The organism is Chitinophaga horti (assembly GCF_022867795.2).
GTDB classification, from domain to species: Bacteria; Bacteroidota; Bacteroidia; order Chitinophagales; family Chitinophagaceae; genus Chitinophaga; species Chitinophaga horti.
Genome location: NZ_CP107006.1, coordinates 3,857,004 through 3,883,917 on the forward strand (window position 1 = coordinate 3,857,004; position 26,914 = coordinate 3,883,917).

At 51.0% G+C, this 26,914-nt stretch carries 21 protein-coding genes; 8 read left to right on the forward strand and 13 right to left on the reverse strand.

The window, feature by feature from the left end; genetic code table 11:
• Positions 1-321: 321 nt before the first annotated feature.
• Positions 322-948 carry an HD domain-containing protein gene (locus tag MKQ68_RS15525; RefSeq protein WP_264279912.1) on the forward strand — a complete coding sequence of 209 codons (627 nt, stop codon included), beginning with the start codon at positions 322-324 and terminating at the stop codon, positions 946-948.
• Between the two features lie 4 nt (positions 949-952).
• Here MKQ68_RS15525 and MKQ68_RS15530 read toward each other — a convergent pair whose 3' ends face one another.
• The 8 genes from MKQ68_RS15530 to MKQ68_RS15565 form a co-directional block, all read right to left on the reverse strand.
• A complete protein-coding gene (locus MKQ68_RS15530) occupies positions 953-2,023 on the reverse strand; it encodes a DUF4421 domain-containing protein (protein ID WP_264279913.1) in 1,071 nt (356 codons plus the stop codon).
• Positions 2,024-2,065: 42 nt separating this feature from the next.
• Entirely contained in the window at positions 2,066-2,557 is a 492-nt protein-coding gene (locus MKQ68_RS15535) for a metallophosphoesterase family protein (RefSeq protein ID WP_244839737.1), read from the reverse strand.
• 21 nt (positions 2,558-2,578) lie between these two features.
• Positions 2,579-3,571 (reverse strand): formimidoylglutamase, encoded by a 993-nt coding sequence (hutG, locus tag MKQ68_RS15540; protein WP_264279914.1) that lies wholly within the window; start codon positions 3,569-3,571, stop codon positions 2,579-2,581.
• Complete coding sequence (gene hutI, locus MKQ68_RS15545; RefSeq protein WP_264279915.1) at positions 3,568-4,800, reverse strand: imidazolonepropionase; 1,233 nt, start codon at positions 4,798-4,800, stop codon at positions 3,568-3,570. Before hutI ends, hutG begins: the two co-directional genes overlap by 4 nt.
• Before the next feature lie 8 nt (positions 4,801-4,808).
• Positions 4,809-6,479: a urocanate hydratase gene (hutU, locus tag MKQ68_RS15550; RefSeq protein WP_264279916.1), complete on the reverse strand. Its 1,671-nt coding sequence runs from the start codon at positions 6,477-6,479 to the stop codon at positions 4,809-4,811.
• Positions 6,457-8,025, reverse strand: coding sequence for a histidine ammonia-lyase (gene hutH, locus MKQ68_RS15555; RefSeq protein WP_264279917.1), 1,569 nt, complete (start codon positions 8,023-8,025; stop codon positions 6,457-6,459). The genes hutU and hutH overlap by 23 nt, the downstream gene beginning before the upstream one ends.
• Before the next feature lie 6 nt (positions 8,026-8,031).
• Complete coding sequence (locus tag MKQ68_RS15560) at positions 8,032-8,517, reverse strand: MarR family winged helix-turn-helix transcriptional regulator (RefSeq protein WP_264279918.1); 486 nt, start codon at positions 8,515-8,517, stop codon at positions 8,032-8,034.
• A gap of 348 nt (positions 8,518-8,865) precedes the next feature.
• Positions 8,866-9,258, reverse strand: a complete 393-nt coding sequence (locus tag MKQ68_RS15565) for an SET domain-containing protein (RefSeq protein ID WP_264279919.1) — start codon at positions 9,256-9,258, stop codon at positions 8,866-8,868.
• Positions 9,259-9,383: 125 nt separating this feature from the next.
• On the opposite strand from MKQ68_RS15565, the gene MKQ68_RS15570 reads away from it, so the two are divergent.
• Together MKQ68_RS15570 and mgtE are read left to right on the forward strand one after the other, a co-directional pair.
• A complete protein-coding gene (locus tag MKQ68_RS15570) occupies positions 9,384-10,250 on the forward strand; it encodes a bestrophin family protein (RefSeq protein WP_264279920.1) in 867 nt (288 codons plus the stop codon).
• A 38-nt stretch (positions 10,251-10,288) separates the two neighbouring features.
• A complete protein-coding gene (gene mgtE, locus MKQ68_RS15575) occupies positions 10,289-11,665 on the forward strand; it encodes a magnesium transporter (protein WP_264279921.1) in 1,377 nt (458 codons plus the stop codon).
• On the opposite strand, the gene MKQ68_RS15580 is transcribed toward mgtE, so the two are convergent.
• Positions 11,657-12,199, reverse strand: coding sequence for a histidine phosphatase family protein (locus MKQ68_RS15580; protein WP_264279922.1), 543 nt, complete (start codon positions 12,197-12,199; stop codon positions 11,657-11,659). The genes mgtE and MKQ68_RS15580 overlap by 9 nt on opposite strands.
• A 65-nt stretch (positions 12,200-12,264) precedes the next feature.
• Between MKQ68_RS15580 and MKQ68_RS15585 the strand changes: the two genes are divergently transcribed.
• The 5 genes from MKQ68_RS15585 (at position 12,265) to MKQ68_RS15605 (ending at position 23,074) form a co-directional block, all read left to right on the forward strand.
• Positions 12,265-14,610, forward strand: a complete 2,346-nt coding sequence (locus MKQ68_RS15585; protein ID WP_264279923.1) for a S9 family peptidase — start codon at positions 12,265-12,267, stop codon at positions 14,608-14,610.
• Between the two features lie 89 nt (positions 14,611-14,699).
• Entirely contained in the window at positions 14,700-18,353 is a 3,654-nt protein-coding gene (locus MKQ68_RS15590) for a TraB/GumN family protein (RefSeq protein ID WP_264279924.1), read from the forward strand.
• A gap of 107 nt (positions 18,354-18,460) precedes the next feature.
• The gene (gene glmS / locus MKQ68_RS15595) at positions 18,461-20,302 is read left to right on the forward strand and encodes a glutamine--fructose-6-phosphate transaminase (isomerizing) (RefSeq protein WP_264279925.1); all 1,842 of its coding nucleotides are present in this window, start codon (positions 18,461-18,463) and stop codon (positions 20,300-20,302) included.
• A gap of 16 nt (positions 20,303-20,318) precedes the next feature.
• Positions 20,319-22,517, forward strand: coding sequence for a DUF4954 family protein (locus MKQ68_RS15600; RefSeq protein WP_264279926.1), 2,199 nt, complete (start codon positions 20,319-20,321; stop codon positions 22,515-22,517).
• Positions 22,505-23,074 carry a DNA-3-methyladenine glycosylase I gene (locus MKQ68_RS15605; protein ID WP_264279927.1) on the forward strand — a complete coding sequence of 190 codons (570 nt, stop codon included), beginning with the start codon at positions 22,505-22,507 and terminating at the stop codon, positions 23,072-23,074. The genes MKQ68_RS15600 and MKQ68_RS15605 overlap by 13 nt, the downstream gene beginning before the upstream one ends.
• An 81-nt stretch (positions 23,075-23,155) precedes the next feature.
• On the opposite strand, the gene MKQ68_RS15610 is transcribed toward MKQ68_RS15605, so the two are convergent.
• The 4 genes from MKQ68_RS15610 to fucP form a co-directional block, all read right to left on the reverse strand.
• A complete protein-coding gene (locus tag MKQ68_RS15610; RefSeq protein ID WP_244840348.1) occupies positions 23,156-23,563 on the reverse strand; it encodes a septal ring lytic transglycosylase RlpA family protein in 408 nt (135 codons plus the stop codon).
• An 88-nt stretch (positions 23,564-23,651) separates the two neighbouring features.
• Complete coding sequence (locus MKQ68_RS15615) at positions 23,652-24,695, reverse strand: cytochrome-c peroxidase (RefSeq protein WP_264279928.1); 1,044 nt, start codon at positions 24,693-24,695, stop codon at positions 23,652-23,654.
• The gene (locus MKQ68_RS15620) at positions 24,692-25,447 is read right to left on the reverse strand and encodes an MbnP family protein (RefSeq protein ID WP_264279929.1); all 756 of its coding nucleotides are present in this window, start codon (positions 25,445-25,447) and stop codon (positions 24,692-24,694) included. The genes MKQ68_RS15615 and MKQ68_RS15620 overlap by 4 nt, the downstream gene beginning before the upstream one ends.
• A gap of 122 nt (positions 25,448-25,569) precedes the next feature.
• Positions 25,570-26,868, reverse strand: a complete 1,299-nt coding sequence (gene fucP, locus MKQ68_RS15625; RefSeq protein WP_264279930.1) for an L-fucose:H+ symporter permease — start codon at positions 26,866-26,868, stop codon at positions 25,570-25,572.
• Between the last annotated feature and the right edge of the window lie 46 nt (positions 26,869-26,914).

A 26,914-nucleotide genomic window follows, 5' to 3' on the forward strand; every position in this document is an offset into this window, starting at 1 on the left:
TGGTTAGCGATCATTTCCACAGATTGAATTTACACCAATTTCTTTACAAATCACGAGTTTGAAAAGGATGCTAAATCTCGCATATTTCAACATTACTTTAGCGATGCGAGTTGACTGTAAGTTGCCGCAGTCAAGTATTACAGGCGCTAAAAAGAAGACGTTAATACTGATGCTAAACATGCTCAAACCCACTCAAAAAAAATATTTAACTGCCTGCAACACAGCGCACATTTTTTTCCTCAACAAACATTAGCTGAACCGGTAACGGGCACGGGCATATGATATGCTGCGCAGATTTCGTATCTTACTAAAAAATAAAGGATGCAGCATATTACCGGCGAGGTATGGCAGCAACTATCCTCTGCTTACCCATCCCATCACGCTTTATTCCGGGCGACATTTAAGCATATTAACGAAAGATATGGCAGTACCGGCCGGCATTACCATAATATGGAACACCTGGGCCAGATGCTGACGCTGCTCGCGCAAGTGCGGGACAAAGTGAAAGACCCGGACAGCCTGGCATTTGCGATCTACTTTCACGACATCGTGTACAAGGCGGGCAGTAACGATAATGAAGAAAAGAGCGCCGCAGAGGCCGCACAGTTCCTGCAGCAGCTTGGTTTTTCACCTGCTGATATCCGTAAGGTAACAGGCTGGATCAATGCCACCAAAGCCCATCAAAACCCCGATAACGACCCTGACCTCAATTACCTGCTGGACATAGACCTAGGCATCCTGGGGGCGCCCTTGCTATCTTATGTGGAGTACACACGGCAGATAAGGCAGGAGTACAGCATGTTCCCCGACCTCCTCTATAACCCCGGGCGTAAAAAAGTATTGAAGCATTTCCTGAACATGCCGTTTATCTATAAAACCGCAGCGTTCCAACAATTGTTTGAGCAACAGGCGCGGGAGAATATCACCTGGGAGATAGGTACTTTGTAAACGATCAGTCTTTTTTCACGGTACTAAGCAACGAACCCGGTTTTATCCAGGGTTTCTTTAACCCGAAACGGCGCCCCACACTCACACGAAAGGTGCCTGCACCGAAGGTTTGGTATGTACGTGCAACAGGCGATTGCCCGCGCGTGATCACCTCTACGTAATGCACACCGGCAAAGTATTTTGCGGAGTTATAACCTGCGGATAAGCGGACGGTATTGTTAAACTGCCAGCCTATTTCCTGCAGCTTGTTATGCCCTTCCTGGAAACGCATGGCGGTAGAATTGATACCGAGTCCAGCGGACAACGCACCGGTTGCGTAAAAATGCTTACGGTACACAAATGTATATGCATAACCAATATTTCCCACCACTGTAAAGATGGAGCTTTTGCTGAAAGTTGAGCCGTCAAAGAATTCGGGATTGCCTGTAGGCACGAGATTAGAGTCCGAACGAACTTCCATACGATACGCCTCCCCCCCGGCTATCAGCGAACCGGCACTACGTTTTTGCCATTCGTTTTGCACAAAGGCGGCGCGATAAGAGAACCTGGTATCGTTAAAAATATACTGCACCTGCAAACCGAAGTTCGTATGGTATAAATCGCTGCGTTTAGGAAAACCATCGCCGGGTTGATAACCAGGAATAAAGCTGCGCGGGTTGGCGATATAGAATCCCTTGTAATAGTTACCGAACAAGTCAATAGCAAACTTACGCAGGTAAAAATGCGTTTGCAGGTCGAGGAATTTTGTTTTACCCAGCGATTCATCACGGTTAAGGAAAGGAACGTTAAACACCAGGTTGAGGCCCAGTATTTCATAGTTCGCTCCTATACCTACAGTAAACCGGTTGTTAGGCCGATATAGCAGCTCGCGGCGTTCGCCACGGTCGTTAAGATCATAGTAGGAGTATTTACGCTGGCCAAGCATGCGAAAAGTAACATCGGTGAGATATTGCTGCACATAAATGGTATCGTTATTCGTACGCAGAGCCCTTTTCAGAAAACTCTCCTTACGTTGCGCCTGTGTGCTGCAAATAACGTAGCAAAGAAATGTAAACAGTAGTAGAATTTTTCGCATTGCCGCAAAGCTGTAATCAACCAATATAACAATAAATGCCGGTTAGCGCGGCAACTCAATCACCTCTAACTGAGATATATTGCCACTGTCCAACACAAACCGTACCAGCGTTTTTACCTTATGCCAGCCTTGCTGGCCGCAGGCTCCCGGGTTTATATGCAGCAGGTTGAGTTTGGGATCGCGCACCACTTTGAGGATGTGGGAATGCCCGGTGATATACAGATGTGGGGGATACTTATGAATAATCTCTTTGATAGATGGCGCATACTTGCCCGGATAACCGCCGATGTGTGTGATCCACACCTTTACATCTTCGAGGATAAAGCGGTTCACTTCGGGATAACGTACCCGCAGATCGGCCCCGTCTACATTGCCCCATACGGCGCGAAACGGTTTAAATGCTTCGAGCTGGTCGGCGAGTTCCGCGTTGCCGATATCGCCGGCATGCCATATTTCATCAACCTGGTCGAAGTATTTAAACACCTGCGGATGCAGGTAACTGTGGGTGTCCGACATTAATCCGATACGCTTCATATAGCAGGCAAGATACTTACTTTACTGCTGAAAATAAGCAACCACCGTCTCAAACACAATACTGGCCGCCAGTTTAGCGGTACGGTTATCAAAATCGAACGAGGGATTTAACTCCGCGATGTCGACGCCGGCCAGTTTACCGCTATACAATATTTCGCGGTAACACTCCAGGAATAAGGCATCTGGCTGAATGCCGTTGTAAGCCGTAGCACTTACGCCGGGTGCAAAAGCGGCGGCAAATACATCAAGACAAGTGGTGAGGTATACCTTATCCACCCCATCTAAAAACAAATGAATATTGCGCAGGAGCGATTCGCGTTTCAGTACGTGGAAGTACTCACCGGGCAGATGCATGACGCCGAGCGAATCGGCGGTGTCGAACAGGCGGCGGGTATTGCTGTTTTGCTGGATGCCCAGTGCGAGGTAGTGAAAGCTGCGTGCTGTTTGCCGGCAATCCTCCGCCAGCTGCCAGAAGCCGGTGCCGGAGCTGGCCCCTTCAGGGCCGGGTACGCGCAGGTCGAAGTGGGCGTCGAAGTTCACGAGACCTATCTCTTCCTGCTGAAAACTATCATAAATCCCGCTGGCGTGGCCATAAGTGATCTCGTGTCCGCCACCGATCAACAAAGGCAGGTAACCCGCTGCGATGATCGATTTTACTGCTGTGGCCAAGGCTTGTTGTGCACCGGACAAGTCCTGGTTAGCGCAATTGATATCGCCGCCATCGATCAGTAAATGACCCTCGAAATGTACGGGAAAGCTGGCGCAGCTGCGGCGTAACACGAGCGGCCCCTGCGCGGCACCTACACGGCCCTTGTTGCGGCGCACACCTTCATCGCTGGCAAAGCCCAGGAGCACGATCCCTTGCTGCGAGGCTTGCAGCGCGGGCAATACTTCCCTGCTTACGTCCACACACTGCACCACCTGGTGCCAGCGGAGAGATGCAGCATCCGTACCATCTACCCTGCCCTGCCAGTAGTCCTGCACGGGCGGATTATAAAACGTTGAAGGGATCATAACATGATTATCTTTTGTCCGCCTTTCCACACCGTGGCGGGTTTTAGTTTGCCCTGGTAGTACAGGATGTCGCGGTAGTCCGTCGTCTCATAAGCCTGGAAGTCTGCATCCATACCGGGTTGCAGGGCACCTGTGTGCTGAAGTCCTAAAGCTTTGGCCGCCCGTACCGTTAGGCCTGCCAGCACTTCGGCTGTGCTTAGTTTTTCTGCAGCGCTCATTACCGCCGCCTGCATCAGTAAGTCGCCCATAGGCGCAGAGCCCGGGTTCCAGTCGCTGGCAATGGCTACGCAGGTACCGGCGTCGAGCAAACGACGGGCAGGCGCGTAGGGCATGCCCAGGCCCATGGAGGCACCGGGTAATACAACCGCTACTGTGTCAGAGGCGGCGAGTAAGGCGATCTCCTTATCAGTGCTCGCTTCCAGGTGATCGGCTGATAATGCGCCAGCCTGCACAGCCACGGCGGTACCGGCAGCCGTGAACTGGTCGGCATGTACCGTTAACGCCATGCCCATTGCTTTCGCCTTCTCCAGGAAAGACAGGGCTGTAGCGGCTGAGAAGGCTGTTTCTTCTATGAAGATATCTACCCGGTTAGTAAGGTCATGCTCTTTTAACACGGGTAGCAGATCGGTGATGATCCAATCGAGGTATTGCTGCTCCGTACCTTCATAATCGCGCGGTTTCATGTGTGCGGCCAGGCAGGTGGAGATCAGCGTAGCCGGCGTGTGTTGCGCAGCGTACTTGATGGCGCGCAGCATTTTGATTTCTGCATACGCATCCAGCCCATACCCACTTTTCACTTCTATCGTCGTAACGCCTTCCTGGAAGTGGCGGTTGGCGCGGGAGATAAGACTTTCGGCCAGCACCTGCTCTTTAGCGGCGCGGGTTTTCGTTACAGAATCCCATATACCACCGCCGGCGCGGGCGATGTCTAAATAAGATTTTCCAGAGATGCGCATCGCGTAATCACGGCTGCGTGTACCATCGAAGCAGATGTGTGTATGACAGTCGATGAAACCAGGCAACAATACCATCGGTTGTTTACGCACATCCGTATCAATTCCCGGGTGGGCAGCGAGTAATGCTTCGTAATTACCGACAGCCACGATCTTACCTTCATTCGTAATGATGCCCGAATCGTTGATCACTTCCAACTGCTCGTCCGCCAGCGCACCTTTGAGGGGCAGGCCGGCCATCGTGATGATTTGTGCAAAAGGTCCTGTTAAACGCATGCGCAAAGTTAAAACTGAAGATTAAATTGTTGTTGCCATTGCTGCGCTTTTTCATAACCCGCATCTGCATGGCGGAAAATACCCAATGCCGGATCGTTGTGCAGCACACGGCGCAGACAGGCTTCCGCACGGTCCGTACCATCAGCCAGTACCACCATGCCTGCATGTTGTGAATACCCCATCCCTACACCGCCGCCATGGTGAAACGACACCCAGGTAGCTCCACCTGCCGTGTTAGACATCAGGTTCAATAAAGTCCAGTCGGATACTGCATCCGAACCATCTTTCATGGCTTCCGTTTCGCGGTTGGGCGAGGCGACAGAGCCGCAGTCGAGGTGATCGCGGCCGATAACGATGGGTGCTTTTACCTTGCCGGTACGTACCAGTTCGTTGAACAGCAGCCCGGCCTTTTCTCTTTCGCCCATACCGAGCCAGCAAATACGCGCGGGCAGTCCCTGGAAGGCTACGCGTTCCTGTGCTTTGTGCAGCCAGTTATGCAGAGGCTGATCGTCCGGAAAGGCTTCCATCAATGCACGATCCGTGGTATAAATATCTTCAGGATCCCCACTTAAAGCCACCCAACGGAACGGGCCTTTACCTTCGCAAAACAGCGGACGAATATACGCCGGCGTAAAGCCAGGGAAGTTGAACGCATTAGCTTCTCCGCCTTCTTTCGCGAACTCGCGCAGGTTGTTGCCATAGTCGAACGTAACTGCGCCGCGTTGCTGCATCTCCAGCATTAACCCGACGTGACGCGCCATACTCTTCAGGCTGCGTTGCTTGTACGCGGCCGGGTCGGATTTGCGCAGCGCTGCGGCTTCGGCTAACGATAAACCATTTGGCACATACCCGTTGATCGGGTCGTGTGCGGAAGTCTGATCCGTAAGAATATCGGGAATAATGTTATCCTTTAACAGTCTTTCCAGCAGATCGCCAGCATCCATCACTACCCCGATGGAAATCGCCTCTCCGTTCGCTTTCGCCTCCATGGCCCACTGCATAGCTTGTTCGTACGAATGCGTCATACGGTCGATGTATTTGGTATCGATACGCTTCTGGATACGCGAGGCATCTACATCTGCCCCTAAAAAAGTTGCGCCGGCCATCGTAGCTGCCAGCGGTTGCGCGCCGCCCATGCCGCCGATGCCTGCAGTTACTAAGAGTTTACCGGACAGGCTGCCATTGAATTGCTGTCGACCACACTCCACAAAGGTTTCATATGTACCCTGCAAAATGCCTTGCGTGCCGATGTAAATCCAGCTGCCGGCGGTCATTTGTCCGTACATCATTAACCCTTTTGCACGCAGGTCGTTGAAATGCTCCCAGGTAGCCCATTTGGGCACGAGGTTGCTGTTAGCGAGCAGCACGCGTGGCGCTTGCGGATGCGTACGTACGATGCCTACCGGTTTGCCTGATTGCACGAGCAAGGAATGTTCATTATCCAGCTGTAGCAGGATCTCGATGATCTTTTGTAAGGCCTCGCGGTTGCGGGCAGCCTGGCCTATGCCGCCGTAAACCACCAGTTCATCGGGGTTTTCGGCTACTTCGTGATCGAGGTTGTTGAGCAGCATGCGCAGCGGAGCTTCTGTTTGCCAGGACTGTGCATGCAGTTGCGTGCCCCGGGGGGCTTTATAGTGCGGGTGTGCCGCGTATTGTTTAAGAAAGTCGGAATGATTCATGATAAGGTCCGTTGAGGTCTATGTTTTGTGCATGGGCCACGTGGTTGGCTACCCGCACGATGGAGTGGTCAGATACGATGGTGTGCAGGGCTGCAATATCTTTTGCGAAGATGCGATCTGCAGATGCGAAATCTACCTTCTCCCGCGTGAAGCGATGTACCGCTTCGATCACTGCCGCCGAGCGAAGTGGCCGCCTGAAATCCACGGCCTGCGCGGCGTACAGCAATTCTATTGCAAGTATATATTCCAGGTTGCCCAAGATCATATGCAGTTTACGTCCGCTGATGGAACCCATCGACACATGATCTTCCTGTCCCAGCGAGGTGGGCACACTATCTGCACTGGCAGGGAAACACAGCGTTTTATTTTCTGTAACCAGCGCTGCGGTCGTGTACTGCGGGATCATGAAGCCGGAATTGAGACCGGCATCCTGGATGAGCAGTTTAGGTAGTCCGTACCGGCCTTCGATCATCATATAACAACGGCGGTCGCTGATGTTGCCCAGTTCCGCAGCCGCTACAGCAGCATAGTCTAATGGCAGCGCGAGCGGCTGACCGTGAAAGTTGCCGCCGCTGATAGTATCGTCGGCAGAGAAGATGATCGGGTTATCCGTTACCGCATTCAGTTCGATGGTGGTGAGTTCTTCGAGGTGCTTCCAGGCCGTGCGGGAGGCGCCGTGTACCTGCGGCATACAGCGAAGTGAGTAAGGGTCCTGCACCCGGCCGCAGTCTACATGCGAAGCCATGATCTCCGACGTTTCGAGCATTGTTTTAAGACGATGCGCGACGAGCTGGTTGCCTTTAAACGGACGAATGTCGTGCAGGCGTGGGTCGAAAGGTTTGTGTGTACCCATTAAACCTTCGAGCGACATAGCACCGATAATGTCTGCCGCTTCGAGCAGGTTGTGGAAGCGCTGCACACCTTTTACCGCGTGGGCCAGGATGAACTGTGTACCGTTGATCAGTGCCAGGCCTTCCTTCGGGCCGAGGGCAATGGGTGGTAGCCCCTCTTTTTGCAGCACCGTGCCTGCGGGCAATACTTCACCCTTGTACCATACCTCGCCCAAACCAATGAGCGGCAGGAAGAGGTGCGAGAGTGGTGCGAGGTCGCCGGAAGCACCTACAGAGCCTTTTTCCGGGACGAGCGGTGTTACCTTATGATCGATATGCCACATAATACGTTCGATCGTGGCGAGGCTAGCACCCGAATAACCCTGCGCCAGCGCCTGCACTTTACAGATCAGCATAATGCGCGCGATCTCCTCGGCAATGGGCGCTCCCACCCCTACGCTATGACTTTGCAGGATGTTGTACTGCAGCTTACGCGTATCCTCCTCAGAAATTTTGGTATCGCACAAAGGCCCGAAGCCTGTATTGATACCATACACCGTCGTGTGTTGCTGTACAATTTCCTTTACGTGCGAATGGCTGGCGTTGATGCGGTCCACCGTAGCCGGGGACAATGCGCCCCTGATGTGGCCGGCTGCGATACCGAGTGTTTTGGCGACCGTAAGATGGTCCGAACCATACTGAAAGACCTGGTCCATATGTATCTATTTTTCTAGTTCGTTAAAGATGCGTGCGGAAAGTGATTGTTGATCGAGCGTGGCTTCCAGGCCAGTGAGGGCATCGAGCAGCTGTTTGCTACGGGCGTCTTGCTCAGCCACCTGCTGCATGATCACAGCGATCGCCTGCCATACCGGCTGCACCCTGGCGAGCAGCGCCTTGCCCTTCACCGTAAACGTTACGAGCTGCCGTCGGCCGTCTTCCTCACACTTCGTCGTCTTCACCAGGCCCTTCTTCTTCAATCCCGCAATTAACTGGCTGACCGCCGAATGCGATACTTCCAGCCGTGTGGCAATGTCCATCAAAGTAAGCGAAGGCTCTTGGGACAGCAGGTAGAACAAAGGGAACCAGCTGGCATCAAAAGGGATGCCTTCGTACTCGTACACCTTATTTACCTCGGCGAGAAAGTACTCACTGAGGCGACGGAGGCGTGTACCGAAAATGAGGTAGCCGAGTGATGGGTAGAAGCTCATAGCGTGAATTATATAAGTCCTTATATAATTTACAATATTAGGGGAAATCGGGGAAATAAAAAAAGCTTCGTTTGCAAACGCGAAGACTGGAGCGGAAGGGTGCTTCCTTGCGGTTATTATGACGAGAGAAGACCGCGAAGGGAGGCAATCGGCTTCTTTACACCGTCATTGCGAATGAAATGAAGCAAACTTCCGCTCTAGTCTTCGCGAAGCTACCACACGAAGGTTGCTTCCCTGCGGTTATAGTGACGAGAGGGGGCGGCGAAGGAAGCCGCCCATGACGGCCGGGACAGGCATAACAAAGCCGCCCGTGACTTACACGAGCGGCGTTAAGTATTTTGGAGACCTTTATTTTTTCCTTTTTACATCGAACCAAACGGGGGAAGTGTCTTCCACATCGCCGTTGTAGTTAATGAACAGCTCCTCGCCTTTTTTAATGGTGCGGAGGGTGATGATGCTCATGGTTTCCTCGCTGAAGTCCATTTCGTACTCGCAGTTCGGCTGGTAAGCATGGTTGTATACAGAGCAGAAACCGAGTGCGATGCAGGATTTGGTTTCGCGTTTACCCCAAAGGAAAATGTAATTATGCAGTTTTGTTTTGTCGACCGTTTCGGTATCGTCGTAAGAAAGTACCAAAACAGGAGATGTTTCTATACGCGTGCCCGCGGGGATGGATTCTTTTGTAAAAACACCCCTGCCCATTCCGGGTGATTTGTCGATGTACAAGTATGGCTTGATCATAATAAACAGTAAGTGCTTCGCGCCTTTACGGGCGTAAAGTAACATTAAACAAACAAGTTATCAAAATTTCGATCATTAATTACAAATATCAAAAGCCTTCCTATTTTTGCGCATATAACCCTTATATGATCAATTATAATCCTAAAGAGTGGTTCACATTTATCTTCCGGCTTCACAAGGCGGACACAGTGAGGAAATTGACCCCCATGTTTATCGCGCTTGCGGCATACGCGGCGCTGGTAGCTTACCTCGAGCTGCACGTATTTAAGCTGTCGGACAATAGTCACTTAAAGAACATATCGCTCATGCATGGTTTGCTGGGCTTCGTGATATCGTTGTTGCTGGTGTTTCGCACCAATACTGCCTACGACCGCTGGTGGGAAGGCCGCCGGCAGTGGGGCACGCTTGTGAACATCAGCAGGAGCTTAGCCATCAAACTACAGGCCATTTTACCGGAAGGGCATCCGGCCAGGCATTACTTCCGTACGATGATCCCCAACTTTGCTTTCAGTCTGAAGCAACACTTGCGCAACCAGTATCACCCCGGCGAACTGGAACTGGATACACCGCATGAGTTTACCCAGGAGAAGCATGTACCGAACCAGGTAGCGGCACAGATGATGAGAAAGGTACAGGAATTGTATAAGGAAGGACTGCTTAATGGCGATCACCTCATCATCATTAATGAAGAGATGCGCTCGTTTACGGATGTATGCGGCGCCTGTGAACGGATCAAGAACTCGCCTATCCCTTTTTCATATAGCGTGTTCCTGAAAAAGTTCATCTTCTTTTACGTGATGACGTTACCGTTGGGTTATGTTTTCAGTGTAGGCTACATTATCGTACCGATGATCGTGTTCATCTTTTACGTGCTGGCCAGCCTGGAACTGATCGCCGAAGAGATCGAAGATCCGTTTGGCACCGATGCGAACGACCTGCCTACGGATACGATCTGTAACAACATCCGCCTGCACGTGCAGCAGGTGCTGTAAGATGATTATTATGCTTATTTTCGCGAAGTGTCAGGTTTATGGAAAATGAAGCATTATTAGAGAAATATGAAGAGCTGACTGGACAGAAAGCCCATGCAGAACTAAAAGTGTACCTGGACGACCAGCTGATTACCGACATCGCCGACCTGATATATGAGTTGCCCGAAGAAGGCAGCAACATCATCGAACAGCTCACGATAAGCCGGGCAGCAGCGGCCTTCAGGATATTGGAGTTCCCCGTGCAGGAAGAAATTATCCGGGAAATGCGGCCTTCAAAGATCGCGGAGCTGATGAACGAGCTGCCGCCGGATGACCGTACATCCTTCCTCGGCGAGCTGCCCAGTGCGGCCGTAAAGGAACTCATTAAACTGCTCGACCCCGAAGAACGTAAGATCACCCTGGCCCTGCTGGGCTACCCCGAAACCAGCGTGGGGCGTATCATGACACCAGACTACCTGTCTGTTAAATCCACCTGGACCGTTCAACGCGTACTCGAACATATCCGCCGCCATGGCCGCGATTCAGAAACGATCGACGTGATCTATGTGCTGGACGAACAAGGCAAACTGCTCGACGACTTCCGTATCCGTGAATTCCTGCTGGTATCGCCGGACACGGAAGTGAGCACCCTGATGGACGATCGCTTCGTAGCGCTGAACGTGAACGATGAACAGGAAGAAGCCATCCAGGAGTTTCGTATGGAAAACCGTGTGGCGCTGCCCGTTACCGACGATAACGGTATTATGCTCGGCATCGTAACGATCGACGATATGCTTTGGATCGCAAATGAAGAACATACCGAAGACATACAAAAGATCGGTGGTACCGAGGCGCTGGACGAGCCTTACCTGGACATGCCACTGCTGAAGCTGTTGAAGAAACGTGTAGGCTGGCTGGTGATCCTGTTTATTGGCGAGATGCTTACCGCTACGGCGATGGGCTTTTTTGAAGATGAAATTGCAAAGGCCGTGGTACTGGCACTGTTTGTTCCGTTGATCATTTCGAGTGGCGGCAACAGTGGCTCACAGGCATCTACATTGATTATACAGGCTATGGCGCTGGGCGAGATCAGCATCAATGACTGGTGGCGGGTCATGAGAAGGGAACTGATATCCGGTATTTTACTGGGCAGCATTCTCGGGCTTATCGGCTTCTTACGCATCCTGTTATGGAACCAGTTGTTTCATACTTACGGGGAACACACGACACTCATCGGCTCCGTTGTAGGCATATCATTGGTGGGCGTTGTATTATGGGGAACGTTGTCGGGCTCTATGTTACCATTGATCCTGAAAAGGCTCGGGGCCGACCCGGCGACTTCGTCTGCCCCGTTCGTAGCCACCCTGGTAGATGTTACAGGGCTCATCATCTACTTCTCCGTCGCTTACACCTTTATGAGCGGCATCCTATTGTAACCCGTAGTGGCTTACTTTAACGGTGCCGCCGTCTCTTCTTTTTTCTATCCTGAAAAGATAACTAAACTGCCTGTCCCCGATGGAATCTACCGGCGGCTTTACACCTAAAGCTTCCATCATTGGGATGAGCGTATTGCTATGCCCGATCACCAGTATCCGTTTACCCCAATCGTTGCGGCGGGAAATTTCATAGATAAGCGACTCGCCTGTGGTGTCGGCCTGATAGATGACCGTGTCGATATGTGCCAGCAGGCGGAGTGAGTCGGCGGTTTGTCCGCTTCGGATATATGGCGTACAGTATATTTTAGCGATCGCTGAATCGTGCAGGCGGCGGTATAAATCTCCCGCGCGCTGGTGGCCTGCAGCAGTGAGTGTGGAGTCGACGCCCGGGTGTTTTTCCGCATGACGCACGAGAAAAACAGTAGCGGTCAGGAACGTGCTGTCCTCCGTTACGGGGATCAGCGTTTTAGGCGTTTGCTTCGGCTGGCACGCGGCGAGCAGGCCAACCATTGCTACTAATTTAGCTGCTTTCATACGGGCGGTTCGTTATATTGCGTCAATATTAAAACAATTAAACCAACTTTCAGGACAACCTTTATATGATACGACCAAAATCCATCCTGCCCTTGCTGTTACTGCCGGTTTGCGCGCAGTTAAAAGCGCAACAGCTGACCGTAGAAAAGATCATGCGCGATCCTAAGTGGATAGGCACTTCTCCCTCCGGACTGTTCTGGAGCAGTGATAGTAAAAACCTTTACTTCAGCTGGAACCCGGACAAGGCGCTCAGCGATTCGCTGTACTATATCAGCACTACCGACCGCACGCCGCGTAAAACCCTGGCAGACGCCCGCAGCAACATACAAACCCTGGCAGGCGGCAGCTGGAACAAGGCCCGTACATTGTTTCTTTATAACCAGTCGGGCGACCTGTACCTGCAGGATGTAAAGTCCGGCAAAACCACCCGCATTACCCACACCGCCGCTTACGAAAGTGGTGCGCAATTCGGCTTCAACGATACCCGCATTGTTTACCGCAATGGTAGCGACCTGTTTAGCTGGGATCTGAAATCCGGCGCCACCGAGCAGCTAACGCGTTTTATGCAAGGCAACAAACCGGAGAGCGGAAGTGAGAAAGGCAGCGCGGCCGACAAATGGCTGAAAGTCCAGCAGCTGGAGCTGATCGATGTACTGAAATCGCGTAAAGAAAAACGCGATGCGGCAGAAGCTTTTCAAAAGACCTTAACGAAAGAAGAGACCTTGCGCGCCCTGTACCTGGAAGGCAAATCGCTCGGGCAGGCAAGGATCAGTGAGGACGGGCAGCTGGTGGTGTACACGCTGTATAAATCCGGTTCAAACACCAGTACCAACGTACCTGATTACGTGACCGAAAGCGGCTACACGACAGACATCCCGGCGCGTTCGAAAGTAGGCACCGAAGGCCAGGGCGCTTCTGAATTGTACCTGTACGACCGCAAGCGCGATACCGTGTATACGGTTAAAACAGACGTGATCCCCGGCTTAACCGACAAACCCGATTACCGCCAGAACGATACGGCGAAGAAAGCGGTTAAACGCGACTTCCGCATTGGCGGGCTCCAATGGTCGCCGAACAATAAATACGCGTTGATCGATGTACGTTCCAACGACTCAAAAGACCGCTGGCTGCTGGTACTGGACGCCGCCAACGGACAACTGAAACCGCTGGACAGGCAACGAAACGAAGCCTGGATCAACTACTCCCTCACGGGCGACCAGGGCTGGCTGAACGACCATACCGTGTGGTACCAATCAGAAGCTACGGGCTATGCGCACCTGTACACCCAGGACATACTGACCGGTGCGAAGCGGCAGCTGACGACGGGCAACTATGAAGTACAGCAGATCAGTTTATCCTCCGATAAAAAATACTTTTACCTGCACACCAACGAAACCCATCCGGGTGTAGTTAAATTCTATCGCCTGCCGGTGAACGGCGGTAAAGCGGAAGTACTCACGAGCCTCGAAGGTGGTATAGAAGCGGAACTGTCGCCCGACGAAAAGTGGATCGCGTTCCGGCACTCTGCCTCCAACCAGCCATGGGAGCTGTATCTGCAGGAGAACAAACCAGGTGCGAAGGCCGTACAGATCACCGACCAGGCACAATCCGCTGAGTTTAAAACTTACGCCTGGCGCATGCCGGAGGTGATCACTTTTGCGGCAAGAGATGGCGCTAATGTATATGCACGCATCTACAAACCGGAAGCTGCGAAAAAGAACGGTGCGGCCGTCGTGTTTGTACACGGTGCAGGTTATCTACAGAACGCACATAAATGGTGGAGCTCTTACTTCCGCGAATACATGTTCCACAACCTGCTTACTGATATGGGCTTTACCGTACTGGACATGGATTACCGCGGCAGCGCAGGATACGGGGCGGATTGGCGCACAGGCATCTATCGCCACATGGGCGGTAAAGACCTTACCGATCACGTGGACGGGGCGCATTACCTGGCGAAAGAACATGGCATCGATCCCAAACGTATTGGTATTTACGGCGGCAGTTATGGCGGTTTTATTACCCTGATGGCAATGTTCACCACGCCCGACGAGTTTAAGGCTGGTGCGGCTCTGCGTTCGGTAACCGATTGGGCGCACTACAATCATGGGTATACGAGCAATATTCTCAATACGCCGGTGGAAGACAGTATTGCCTTTACCCGCTCCTCTCCCATCTACTTTGCAGAAGGGTTAAAAGGTCACCTGCTGATGTGCCATGGTGTAGTGGACACGAACGTACATTTCCAGGATATTATCCGCCTGTCGCAGCGACTGATCGAACTGGGTAAGGACAACTGGGAACTGGCCGTTTACCCCGTGGAAGACCACGGGTTTGTAGAACCCTCCAGCTGGACCGACGAGTACAAACGAATTTTGAAGCTGTTTACCAGCACTTTAACTGGCAAATAATGAACGAGGGGCTCCTGAAAAGGGGCCCTTCTTATGCCGTTTACATTCCGTATATTTACTATCCCTAGCCCATTTTTTATTCTTTATTTATGATGAATCTGAGAAGTAGCCTGACCGTCCTGTTCTGTTGCCTGCATTGTGTGGTATGTTCTGCGCAGTCCAAAGCAAAACCAACCTCCGCCCCCAGCCCCAAATACCAGGGATTGTTATGGGAGATCAGCGGTAATGGGCTAAAGAAGCCTTCGTACCTTTTTGGTACCATGCACGTGAGTTCCAAACTTGCTTTTAACCTCAGCGACTCCTTTTACTATTGCATCCGCAACGCCGATATCGTAGCCCTGGAAACCAATCCGGAAGAGCTGCAGGAAGACTTTTCCAAATCGACCCGTCTGAAAGCCGGTGTGGCTGGCATGTTCGGCCGCATGCAACCAGGTACGCCGGACAAATACGCGTTCACCATATCCGGTTATGGCGATGCGATACGGGCGGCTTTCGGGTACAAGCCTGAAATGATCAACCACCTGTTGTACCGTAGTTACGCATCCCGCGAGGATTATGAAGAAGACACCTTCCTGGACATGTACATTTACCAGGTAGGCAAACGATATGGTAAACGCGCCACTGGCGTGGAGAACTTCCAGGAGTCGGAAAAACTGATGATGGAAGCTTACCGCGACGCCGCTAAAGAGCGACGCACCAAAAAGAACGTGACCCGCAGCAACGAAGTAAACGATGGTATGGCCAGCTTAACCGATGCCTACCGCCGTGGTGACCTCGACATGCTGGACTCGCTCGCCAACAATACCAACGACTCCCCCGCCTTCCTGGAAAAATTCATGTACAGGCGTAACGAGATCATGGTGCACTCCATTGATTCCATCTCTCATAAGGAAAGCATTTTCGCCGGTGTGGGCGCAGCGCATCTGCCCGGAGACAGGGGCGTTATCAATCTTTTAAGAAAGAAAGGTTACAAAGTACGCCCGATCGCCGTTACCGGCCGCGATCATGAACAAAAGGACCAGGTGGAAAAAATGACCGCCCCCGTGGTGTTTCAGTCCTATACGTCTGACGACAAACTCATCCAGCTGGACATACCTGGTAAGCTGTATAACTTCACGGGCATTTCTTTACTGAACCAGCTGCAATATGCCGACCTGGCCAATGGCGCCTACTACCTGGTGAGCCGCGTAAAAACCAATGCGCTGGCGCTGGGGCATAAGGAAGAGGATGTGTTGAAGAAAGTAGACAGCCTCCTGTACGAAAACATCCCCGGTAAAATTATTTCTAAAGAAACGATACAGAACAATGGATATACCGGCTACAATATCGTAAACCGTACCCGTCGCGGCGACCTGCAACGTTACCAGTTGTTCGTAACGCCTTTTGAAGTGCTCGTGTTTAAGATCAGTGGTAACAAAGATTATGTGGATGGCGAAGAGGCAAAACGTTTCTTTTCCTCCATCAAGCTTACGCCCCTGCCGGCTACCAACTGGAGCGGCTACACCAATCCGGCCGCGCTGTTCAGCATCCAGTTCCCGCACACACCGCATGCTGGCGATAACACGCCCCGCCGAAGCATTGCCAAACGTAGCGAGTACGAGGCGTTCGACAAACAAACAGGCAACAGCTACATGGTTACCCTGCGCAATGCCCGTAACACCGCGAACCTGGAAGAAGACACCACCGACATCAGCTTTGCAGAAGAAAGCCTGCAATTGTCCGACTTCGTGAAGCAGCAGGTAAGCCGGAAGTTTATAACTTACAGGGGATATCCCTGCCTGGAAGTGATCAACCAAAATAATGACCAAACGTATACGCGCACACGTATTGTGCTGCAGGGGATTCATTACTATGTATTAAGCGCCCGGTATAAGAAAGACAAAAGCCAGACCGACCGCTTTTTCGATTCTTTTATTCCCGGCCAGCCGCAGTATACGACGTACCAGCAGCACCAGGACACGACGCTCTATTTCCATGTTAAAACCGCCGTTAAATCCGAAGACGATGACCTGTCGGAACTAATAGGCATGGAGATGGAAGACAATGGCAACAATGAGTTTACCGGGTACCGGAGAATGACCAAAGCGTTTACCTCCGACAGCACCGGTGAAGAAGTAATTGTAACGCTGAGACGTTTTGGTAAATATTATAGTGTGAAAGACAGTGCTGCTTACTGGAATACACTGGCCGACGAATTTAGCAATGACGGCGACATGGTGATTACCCAACGCAAACACGAACGCCTGCCTGGCTGGGAAAGCCTGTTACTGACCATGCGCGACACCAACAGCTCGCGCATGATCCTGAAAAAAGCGATATTGAAGAACAGTGCCATTTATACTATTACTGCTTTGACAGATACGCTGACTGGTGCATCGGGCTTCATTCGCACCTTCTTCGACACCTTTGCTCCGGCAGATACAACCTTCGGGCAATCCATCTATACGAGCAAAGCTTCGTTGCTGTTCAAAGACTTTTACAGTACGGACAGTACTACCCGCAAACATGCGCGAAACCTGTACGGCAGCGTCATCTACGAAAACAAACATGCCGATACACTGATGGCGATGATCAACCGCTGGAAATCTTCAGAAAAGAATTATCTGGATACGAAAACAGGGTTGATAGATGAACTGGGCATCCTGAAACAGGAGAACATTGTGCCCTACCTGCGCAACGCTTACGAACGGGCTAACGATACCGCCAGCCTGCAACAGGCCATCCTGCGCGGATTACTGCGCCAGCAAACGCCTGCCGCTTACGCCACCTTCAAAGAACTGATCCTGAAAGAGATCCCGATCTTCACTAATGAATCATCTATCTACAGCCTTACCCGCACCATGCTGGATACGATGGCACTCTCCTCTACCTTGTTCCCCGACCTGCTGCAGATGACGGCACTGGCGGATTACAAAGCGCCTGTGTATGGCCTGCTGGCTACGTTGGTGGACAGTGGACGCATCCAACCCAATGTATATGAATCTTACATCGGCCAGATTGCCTTTGAAGGCCGCATTGTACTGCAAAAGGCTATGATTGCCGAGCAGGCGAATAATGCCGACGGAGAAGATGAAGACGACCCGGTGTTACGCCGCAACATACGTACATACTATGTAAACGACGAATTAAACGATTATGCTGTATTGCTGTTGCCGTACCGCGAGCGTAATAAGAACGCCGCCCGTTTCTTTGAGAAATACGAAAGCTTCAAAAATCCGGCGGAACAGATCGCGCTTGCCCGCCTGTACCTGCGTAACAACCAGCCTGTAAAGGACAGTGTACTGAAAAGTATTGCCAAACAGGACAAATACCGCGCGAAGTTATGGAGCGCCTTATCCTCCATCAACCGGCTGGACAGGTTCCCTAAAGGGGAAGCAAAGCAGGAAGATATGGCCCGCAGCCTGTTACACGGCCTGCAGCAATACAACACCCGCTACGACACCATTGCCCTGGTATCGCGCCAGGTGACGACCTATAAGTTTCAGAAACAGGCCGTATACTTCTTCAAATACCGCCAGAAAGACGATACCAACTGGTACATCGCGATTGCCGGTCCGCAGCCGGAAAATGCGGCAACTAACTCCGTGGACACCAGGCTTGCTGTGCTGTCGGGCATCCCGATCAAGGACGATCAGCCTGTATTGGGACAATTCTACAAAGTATTAAAAAGCGTGAAATACCGTAAACGCGCGCAGTACAACGACGACTTCAGTGATATGGCCGCCATCGATTACGAGGATTAGCCGGGGCTGCTAGCCATATTGTCAGATTTTATTAAGATATTGCAGCCACAAAGCAAATTCAAGTAGAAGAAAAAAATCAACAACAACCTCAATCCGTTATTTAATTTATGTGTGGAATCGTTGCCTATGTCGGTCAACGGGAGGCCTATCCCGTTGTATTAAAAGGATTAAAAAGGCTGGAATACCGCGGTTATGACAGTGCCGGCGTGGCGCTTATCAACGACGGGTCGCTCAAAGTGTACAAGAAACAGGGCAAAGTAGCCGAACTGGAAGACTTTGTAACCGGTAAAAACCTGAGCAGCCAGATTGCCATCGGGCATACCCGCTGGGCCACCCACGGTGAACCCTGCGACCGCAATGCACACCCTCACTTGTCCGGCGACGGCAAGCTGGCCATGGTGCACAATGGTATCATTGAAAACTACGCCCAGCTGAAGCAGGAACTGCTGAAAAAAGGGCATACGTTCACCAGCGACACCGATACCGAAGTGCTGATGCACTTTATCGAGGAGATCAAACACTCCAACCAATGCGGCACTGAAGAAGCAATGCGTATTGCCCTGAAACGTGTAGTCGGCGCTTACGTGATCCTCATCGTGGACCAGGACAATCCGGGTACGCTGCTGGCCGCCCGTAAGGGCAGTCCCCTCGTTATTGGCGTGGGTAAAGGCGAACACTTCCTGGCTTCCGACGCCTCGCCGATCGTGGAGTATACGAAAGAAGTCGTGTATGTAAACGACTACGAGATCGCCATCCTGCGGGCCGACGAACTTATACTCAAAAACATTTCCAACGAAGTTCAGACACCTTATATCCAGAAACTGGATATTGAACTGGCGGCCATTGAAAAAGGCGGCTACGATCACTTCATGCTGAAGGAGATATTTGAACAACCGCAAACAATATTCGACAGCCTTCGCGGCCGCCTCGATGCGAAACAGGGTACCCTTACCCTGGGTGGCATCCGCGGTGAGTACGAAGACATGCTGAAAAACGCGAAACGCATCATTATGGTTGCCTGTGGCACCTCCTGGCATGCAGGGCTGATAGCGGAATACGTGATCGAAGAGCTTTGCCGCATCCCTGTAGAAGTGGAGTACGCGTCGGAGTTCCGTTACCGTAATCCTGTAATCGGTGAAGGCGACGTGATCATCGCTATTTCCCAGAGCGGCGAAACGGCCGATACACTGGTAGCGATAGAGGCGGCTAAAAAGAAAGGTGCGATCATCCTCGGCGTTTGTAACGTAGTGGGATCTTCCATCGCCCGTTTGTCGCACGCAGGTGCATACACCCACGCAGGCCCCGAAATCGGCGTAGCCAGCACCAAGGCATTTACCGCGCAACTGGCTGTGCTGAACATGATCGCATTGAAGATCGCGAAAGACAGGGGTACGATTACCGACCAACGTTATCAATACCTGCTGAACGAACTCGACGCCATCTCCGACAAAGTAGCTACCGCATTGAAGCTGAGCGACTCCATCGCAGCAATCGCGGCAAAATATAAAGACGCCCGCGACTTCCTGTACCTGGGCCGTGGCTATAACTTCCCGGTGGCACTCGAAGGCGCCCTGAAGCTGAAAGAGATCTCTTACATTCACGCAGAAGGTTACCCGGCCGCGGAAATGAAACATGGTCCGATCGCGCTGGTAGACGAGCATTTGCCAGTTGTTTTCGTAGCGACAAAAGACAGCTATTACGAGAAGATTGTATCCAACATACAGGAAATTAAAGCAAGGAAGGGTAAAGTGATCGCCGTTGTAACGGAAGGCGACGAAACCATCCGCGGCCTGGCCGACGATGTGATCGTGGTGCCGGAAGCAGACGAGCTCGTAGCACCTATCTTATCCGTGATACCAATGCAATTGCTGGCCTATCATGTAGGCGTGCAAAAAGGTTATGACGTGGACAAACCACGCAACCTGGCAAAATCGGTAACCGTGGAATAAACTTTAATACTGACGAATGAATCATATCCTTAAAAGGCCCCTCACCGATCTTGGCTACAATTTCGTGGATGAGGCCTATCTCCCCGATGGCAAAAACGAATATTTTCTGCGCGATCAGCAACGCTCTTCCGCGATCGTATATCGTAAATTGTCGGCGCAGGAGCTGGAGACCCTTGTGCGGAACGACAATACCTCCGATGACTGGAATAACATCCTGGTATCGGAATATTTTAATCCACAGCTGGTAAAACACTGCCACTTCTTCGGACTGGTGCGCATCGGTAAACTGGAGCCCTACTTCCTGGAGTTCCATAACCTGCGCCTGCCGGTAGGTTTGTATAACAGCACCATTGCTTCCTGCGATTTTGGTGATAACGTGGCCGTGCATAATGTAAACTTCCTCTCGCACTACATTATAGGTAACGATGTGCTGATCGCGAACGTAAGTGAAATGGCGACCACCAGTCATGCTAAATTCGGCAATGGTATTTTAAAAGAAGGCGAGTCCGAAAGCATTCGCATATGGCTGGAACTGTGTAACGAAAACGGCGGCCGCAGCGTACTGCCATTCGACGGCATGTTACCTGGTGATGCGTTCCTCTGGACGCGCAACCGCGACGATAAAGCCTTACAGCAACAGTTCACTGCTTTTACAGAACAAAAATTCAATAAACAGCGGGGTTACTACGGCATGGTAGGCGACCGTTCGGTGATTAAGAACGTAAAGATCATTAAAGATGTAATGATTGGCACCGATGCTTACCTGAAAGGCGCCAACAAACTGAAGAACCTAACCATTAACAGCAGCGCCGAAGCTCATTCGCAGATCGGTGAAGGTTGTGAAATGGTGAATGGCATAGTAGGTTACGGATGCCGTGTATTCTATGGCGTGAAGGCCGTACGTTTCGTGATGGCCTCTCACTCGCAATTGAAATATGGTGCCAGGCTGATCAACTCTTACTTGGGCAACAACGCTACGATTTCCTGCTGCGAAGTACTGAACTCACTGATTTTCCCGGCGCACGAGCAGCACCACAATAACTCGTTTTTGTGTGCGGCACTCATCATGGGCCAAAGTAATATGGCAGCCGGCGCCACCGTCGGATCTAACCACAATTCCCGCGGTGCCGATGGAGAGATCATTGCCGGCAGGGGCTTTTGGCCAGGCCTGTGTGTGAGCCTCAAACACAACTCCATGTTCGCCACGTTCACGCTGATTGCCAAAGGCACTTACATGAACGAACTGAACATCCGCTACCCTTTTAGCCTGGTAAGCAACGAAGAGCATACCAACACGCTGAAGATCATGCCGGGTTACTGGTTCATGTACAATATGTATGCGCTGGCCCGTAACAGCTGGAAGTATGTGGACAGGGACAAACGCACCGAACGTATTCAGCATATCGAATACGATTACCTCGCTCCCGACTCGGTAGAAGAAATGCTGCAGTCGATGGAGCTGATGGAACTGGCGACCGGACGGGCTTTGAAGAACGGTCAGCCTGCTGAAGACAGCGCACTGCGTAAGGCCGGCGGCAAACTGCTGCGCGATAATCCTGCCCAGGCAGAGCAGCTGGAAATACTAGCTACTGAAGCGGAGAACAGCCGTCGTAAAGCTTACCTGTTAAAAGTGCATAAAGCATATCCCCTGTTCCGAGAACTGATAGTGTTATATGCGGCGCGTAATATCGTAGCCCAGGCGGCTAACTTCAAGCTGGATACATTTGCAGGCTTTCAGCAATTCGCTAAAACAGCCAAACGCAGCAGCTGGCAAAACATCGGTGGACAATTGATGAAGGCCGACACGGTAGAAGATCTGAAACAACGCATCAGGAATGGAAAGATCGGCAGCTGGCAACAGGTGCACGATGTATACCAGCAAGCGGGGGAACAGTATGCAAAAGACAAACTGCTGCATGCCATCGCCAGCCTGGTCGACAACCAGCAGCTATCCGTAAAAACACTGGATGGCGCTACGCTTAAAAAACTGCTGGAACAATCGATCAATACGTTAGCCGTGATTACCGATAACATCTACCGCTCGCGCGAAAAGGATTACAATAATCCATACCGACAGATGGTATATGGCAGCAAGGAAGAAATGGACACCGTGATCGGCAAACTGGAGGATAATGGCTTCATCCAGCATACGATTGAGGACCTGAAGTTGTATAAGAAACAAGTGAAAGCGCTAATCAAAAAATGGGAACTGTAACCAAAACCAGGTGCGCCTGGTGCAACAAAGACGAGTTATACCAGGCCTATCACGATGAGGAATGGGGCACGCCCAGTCACGATGATGTGCATCTGTTCGAAATGCTGAACCTGGAAGGCGCACAGGCGGGTTTAAGTTGGTACACCGTGCTCACCAAACGCGAAAATTATCGTAAAGCATTCGATAAATGGGATGCAAAAAAGATCGTTAAGTACGATGATAAAAAGATAGCCACGCTGCTGGAGAACCCGGGCATCATCCGTAATAAACTAAAGGTAAATGCGGTCGTGACTAACGCTAAAGCATATCTGAAAGTGCAGGAAGAGTTTGGCAGCTTCGACAAATACATCTGGTCTTTCGTGGGCGGCAAACCTATCTTAAATAAGTTTACTGGTTTAGGCCAGGTGCCAGCGAAAACAGCTATTTCCGACGCCATGAGTAAAGACTTGTTGAAGCGCGGTTTCAAGTTTGTAGGATCAACGATCTGTTATGCTTTTATGCAGGCTACAGGTATGGTGAACGACCATGTGCAAGGCTGCTGGAAGTTTAAGAAATAAGGGTAATTGACATAACAATGATACGCTATATTCCATAAAAAAGGCGCCCTGGAGCGCCCTTTTTTCTGTGTATATACATGATTAACCCAGGAAGGATTGCATCAAGCTGTTGATAAACGAGTTTGTTACCACATCCACTTTTACACGTGTGAGACCACGCTGGTAGAAGTCCAGCTTTTTAGCGGCAGCCTGGGTAAGGTCAACAACGCGCGAGTTAGCGGCGTGCAGGCGGTCGGTCACTTTTACAATTACCCATTTGTGGTTGCGGAGGTTTGTTACCCTGATGTACGTGCCCATCGGCAGGGTGTTGTGGGCGGCAGTCATTTCACTATTATTAAACACTGCTCCACTGAAGGTTTTACGGCCGTTAAACTTTTGCGCATAAAAGCTGGCAATACCTTCCGTTTTCACGGGTTTGCTTTGCTGGGCCTGAATGGTTTGGGTTAAACCAAACAGGGTGATCAGTACGGTAATGGTCCATTTCTTCATGCCCGCTATTTGGCAAGAACCATTCCATAAACCAGCCTGCTTTCATAAGCTTTTGGTTAATAATTAATTACGAAAAGTCAATTAATTGTCAATCCTGAATTAAGACTTCGCTGGTAGCCGGATTATTAATGAAACGCATATCCGTCAGCGTTTGGAAAAAGAAATAGAGTTCGCGCTGTTCCCTGGCGTTCAGGGGGATGCCGCTCTTCAGTAACGGATCTGGGTTGGACTGTGCGTCTACGCCATGGTCATAATGCTCGAACACCTGGAAAATATCGTAAAAACGGCCGTCGTGCATATACGGCTGACTTCGCAGGATATTGCGGAGAGAGGGTACTTTGAATTTGAGATAATCAGCGGTGTTGTTTGTGATTTTCATTCGTCCAACGTCGTGCAGGGATACATTGTAGGGCAGGCCGTTGCTGCGGGCGCTGCCGTCTGTGAGCAAAGGCTCTTTATGGCAACTGGCACACTTCGCCTGGAAGGTTGCGTATCCTCCCGCCTCTTCTGCCGTGAAGGTTACGCCTGGTTCTTTCCGGAGGATACTATCGTATTTACTTTCGAATGAATTAAGTGTGGCCATGAACTGCGCCAGGGCGCGGAAAGTACGTTGGGTGGTAACCTCTTCGCTGCCGAAGGCGGCCTTGTACATGCTGCGGTACACCGCGTTAGACTGAATTTTGTTGATCACTGTTTGCAGGTCCTCCCCCATTTCGTTAGGGTCAGTGAGCGGTGTAAGTGGCTGGATCTCTAAATTATTCACACCACCGTCCCACATAAAATCGGGCTGGAAGATAAGGTTGAACAGCGTAGGCACAGTGCGCGTACCGGTATTATTAAACACGCCATGACTCAGCGGATGATCGTAGTGCGAAAACGCCGCGAACTGCTGGTGGCAAAAACCACAGGAAACCGTGCTATCTTTTGAGAGGCGCGGATCATAAAACAAACGGCGGCCGAGCGCAATACCTTGTTTGGTAAGCGGATTTTGCGACATATCGTACGTTACCGCCGGGAAGTAATCCGGCAGCTTCAGCACGTAGGGTTCGGGCGCAGGAGCGCCGCGGTCTGTATCGCGACAGGCCCACACGAGAAAAAACAGGATAACGATATAGATACTTCTTTTGATCATTCAGATACGGAAACACTGGTAAACATCTGGCTGTAGTTCTGCGAAAAACGGTACGCATCTACCCCGGGAACGTGTACGGCGCCTATTGTTTTAAAACTGATGGCATGCGGCGTATTGAACCAGGCGGCCACGTTCGCAGATAGTCGCAGCTGGCTGCTGGCGGGTACGTTAAAAGTGCCTGTGGCGAGCGATACGGTTTGCAGCGCATTGTATGTCCCCTTAAAACCACCTACATGATACACCAGCGCACCGTCTGGTGCAGGCGACGCTGTAGACGTGCCTTCGAACTTGGCCATGATATAACCGCTGTTCCAGCTCCAGAACATACCATTTAATACGTCGAGCGCGCCGGTTTGCGCACCGCTTACGTTACGGATGCTATCTACCCCCAAAAGGAAAGAAAAACTCTTGTAATCGCCCTCCGGCACACGTTCAACCTTCAGTATTTTAGATTCGGGCACCGCTTCATTTACCAGGTAGTATTTGCCAGGGAATTTCACAACCGAGCCATCCACTTTCGTGAAGGCCAGGTTACTCATATAATATTTGAAAGTAGTTACCGTAAATGGCTCGCCGAGGGCGTTGACGTAACTTTTGTTTGCCAGCACCAGTGCCTCCTGGTTTACTTTATGGTCGATGTGAATGGTGAGGGTACTACCGGCTGGTTCGTCATCCTTCTGGCAGCCTGCAGCCACACCCAGTGCCAGCAGCACGAGCAGGAACAGGGAGCGTTGGTGTAGAGGCTGTGTCATAAAGCTGGTTTGTGTAATGAAGGTACGATGAATTTGCGGTATTGGCTGCCTGTATCAGCCGATAAAAAAAGCGCGCCTGCCGGTTGAACGGTAGGCGCGCGGGTTATGTGATAGACAAAGCTTTATAAGGCCCTGTCGAGTTTATATCCTTTTAAGGCAAACCAAAGTACTACTCCAAAGCAGAGGAGCGGGATAATGTAAGCCATCTGGATGTTGGAGGCATCGGAAATAAGTCCCATCAATGGCGGACAAATAGCGCCGCCTACGATGGACATAATAATCAAAGAAGAACCGGATTTAGCATCTGCCCCAAGCCCCTCGATGCCGAGTGCGAAAATTGTCGGGAACATGATCGACATGAAGAAGGGAACTGCGAGGATGGTCCAGACGGCGACATCACCGCTGGTCATCATGGCAACAGCAACGAGTAAGATATTGATCGTGGCGTAAATAGCCAACAATTGAACGGGCTTAACTAACTTCATCAAACCTGTACCTACAAAACGGCCGATCATAAAAGCTACACCGGCCACAGAGCCCAACATCCAGGCTGCATCCTGCTCGTTAATGTTAGCCGAAAATTTCGCAAAACGAATAAAAAAGGCATTTACACCTACCTGCGCACCAATATAGAAAAACTGTGCTATTACCGCTGCGATCAGGTGTTTATGACGATATAGGCTACCGTTGTTTCCGATGGCATCGATCGAAGTGTCCTCTTTCTCCTTCACTTCCGGCATTTTGGTGATGATGAACAATACGGCGACCAGCAACACCACACAACCAATAATCAGATAAGGCATTTTCACGGTAGCCGCTTCACTACTGAGGTACTGCTGCAACTCAGTAGGCTGCATACGCGCAAGTTCCTCCTTCGTATGTTCCTTTCCGGAAAGAATAAATTGTGCCCCTATAATGGGCCCAATCACCGCACCAACACCGTTAAACGATTGCGCCAGGTTGAGCCTGAATGTAGCGGTTTCCGGTTTTCCCAACACGGTAACGTATGGGTTGGCAGCGGTTTCCAGGAAGGTGAGGCCAGATGCGATCACAAACAGTGCGACCAGGAAAAATGCGTATTGACCGGAGTTTGCCGCGGGAATGAATAGGAATGCACCTAAGGCATATAACATCAATCCGAAAACGATGCCCGACTTATAACCAAACCGCTTCATAACGTACCCCGCAGGCATTGCCATCACGAAGTAAGCGAAGAAAATCGACGAGTCGATGAATGAAGATTGTGTATCGGTAAGCTGACACGCCTTCTTCAGGTGAGGTATTAGTACGGGGCTTAAATTATGGATAAGCGCCCAGAGAAAAAACAGGCTCGCCACCAGGATAAAAGGAAACAAGTATTTGCCATTGTTATTGCCGCCAGAGGTGGTATATGTGGAATTGCTTACTGCGGTTCCGGCCATAGATCTCGTTTTTTGTGGTGATAGGTATTTTGTATCAGAATAAATA

Coding starts and splice junctions, on each gene's coding strand:
- MKQ68_RS15580 (WP_264279922.1), bottom strand. CDS start 12,199: ATGAAAGCAGCTAAATTAGTAGCAATGGTTGGCCTGCTCGCCGCGTGC.
- hutH (WP_264279917.1), bottom strand. CDS start 8,025: ATGGACCAGGTCTTTCAGTATGGTTCGGACCATCTTACGGTCGCCAAA.
- MKQ68_RS15600 (WP_264279926.1), top strand. CDS start 20,319: ATGAATCATATCCTTAAAAGGCCCCTCACCGATCTTGGCTACAATTTC.
- MKQ68_RS15585 (WP_264279923.1), top strand. CDS start 12,265: ATGATACGACCAAAATCCATCCTGCCCTTGCTGTTACTGCCGGTTTGC.
- MKQ68_RS15610 (WP_244840348.1), bottom strand. CDS start 23,563: ATGAAGAAATGGACCATTACCGTACTGATCACCCTGTTTGGTTTAACC.
- MKQ68_RS15560 (WP_264279918.1), bottom strand. CDS start 8,517: ATGAGCTTCTACCCATCACTCGGCTACCTCATTTTCGGTACACGCCTC.
- MKQ68_RS15565 (WP_264279919.1), bottom strand. CDS start 9,258: ATGATCAAGCCATACTTGTACATCGACAAATCACCCGGAATGGGCAGG.
- MKQ68_RS15570 (WP_264279920.1), top strand. CDS start 9,384: ATGATCAATTATAATCCTAAAGAGTGGTTCACATTTATCTTCCGGCTT.
- hutU (WP_264279916.1), bottom strand. CDS start 6,479: ATGAATCATTCCGACTTTCTTAAACAATACGCGGCACACCCGCACTAT.
- mgtE (WP_264279921.1), top strand. CDS start 10,289: ATGGAAAATGAAGCATTATTAGAGAAATATGAAGAGCTGACTGGACAG.
- hutI (WP_264279915.1), bottom strand. CDS start 4,800: ATGCGTTTAACAGGACCTTTTGCACAAATCATCACGATGGCCGGCCTG.
- MKQ68_RS15590 (WP_264279924.1), top strand. CDS start 14,700: ATGATGAATCTGAGAAGTAGCCTGACCGTCCTGTTCTGTTGCCTGCAT.
- MKQ68_RS15605 (WP_264279927.1), top strand. CDS start 22,505: ATGGGAACTGTAACCAAAACCAGGTGCGCCTGGTGCAACAAAGACGAG.
- glmS (WP_264279925.1), top strand. CDS start 18,461: ATGTGTGGAATCGTTGCCTATGTCGGTCAACGGGAGGCCTATCCCGTT.
- MKQ68_RS15620 (WP_264279929.1), bottom strand. CDS start 25,447: ATGACACAGCCTCTACACCAACGCTCCCTGTTCCTGCTCGTGCTGCTG.
- MKQ68_RS15535 (WP_244839737.1), bottom strand. CDS start 2,557: ATGAAGCGTATCGGATTAATGTCGGACACCCACAGTTACCTGCATCCG.
- MKQ68_RS15615 (WP_264279928.1), bottom strand. CDS start 24,695: ATGATCAAAAGAAGTATCTATATCGTTATCCTGTTTTTTCTCGTGTGG.
- MKQ68_RS15530 (WP_264279913.1), bottom strand. CDS start 2,023: ATGCGAAAAATTCTACTACTGTTTACATTTCTTTGCTACGTTATTTGC.
- hutG (WP_264279914.1), bottom strand. CDS start 3,571: ATGATCCCTTCAACGTTTTATAATCCGCCCGTGCAGGACTACTGGCAG.
- fucP (WP_264279930.1), bottom strand. CDS start 26,868: ATGGCCGGAACCGCAGTAAGCAATTCCACATATACCACCTCTGGCGGC.
- MKQ68_RS15525 (WP_264279912.1), top strand. CDS start 322: ATGCAGCATATTACCGGCGAGGTATGGCAGCAACTATCCTCTGCTTAC.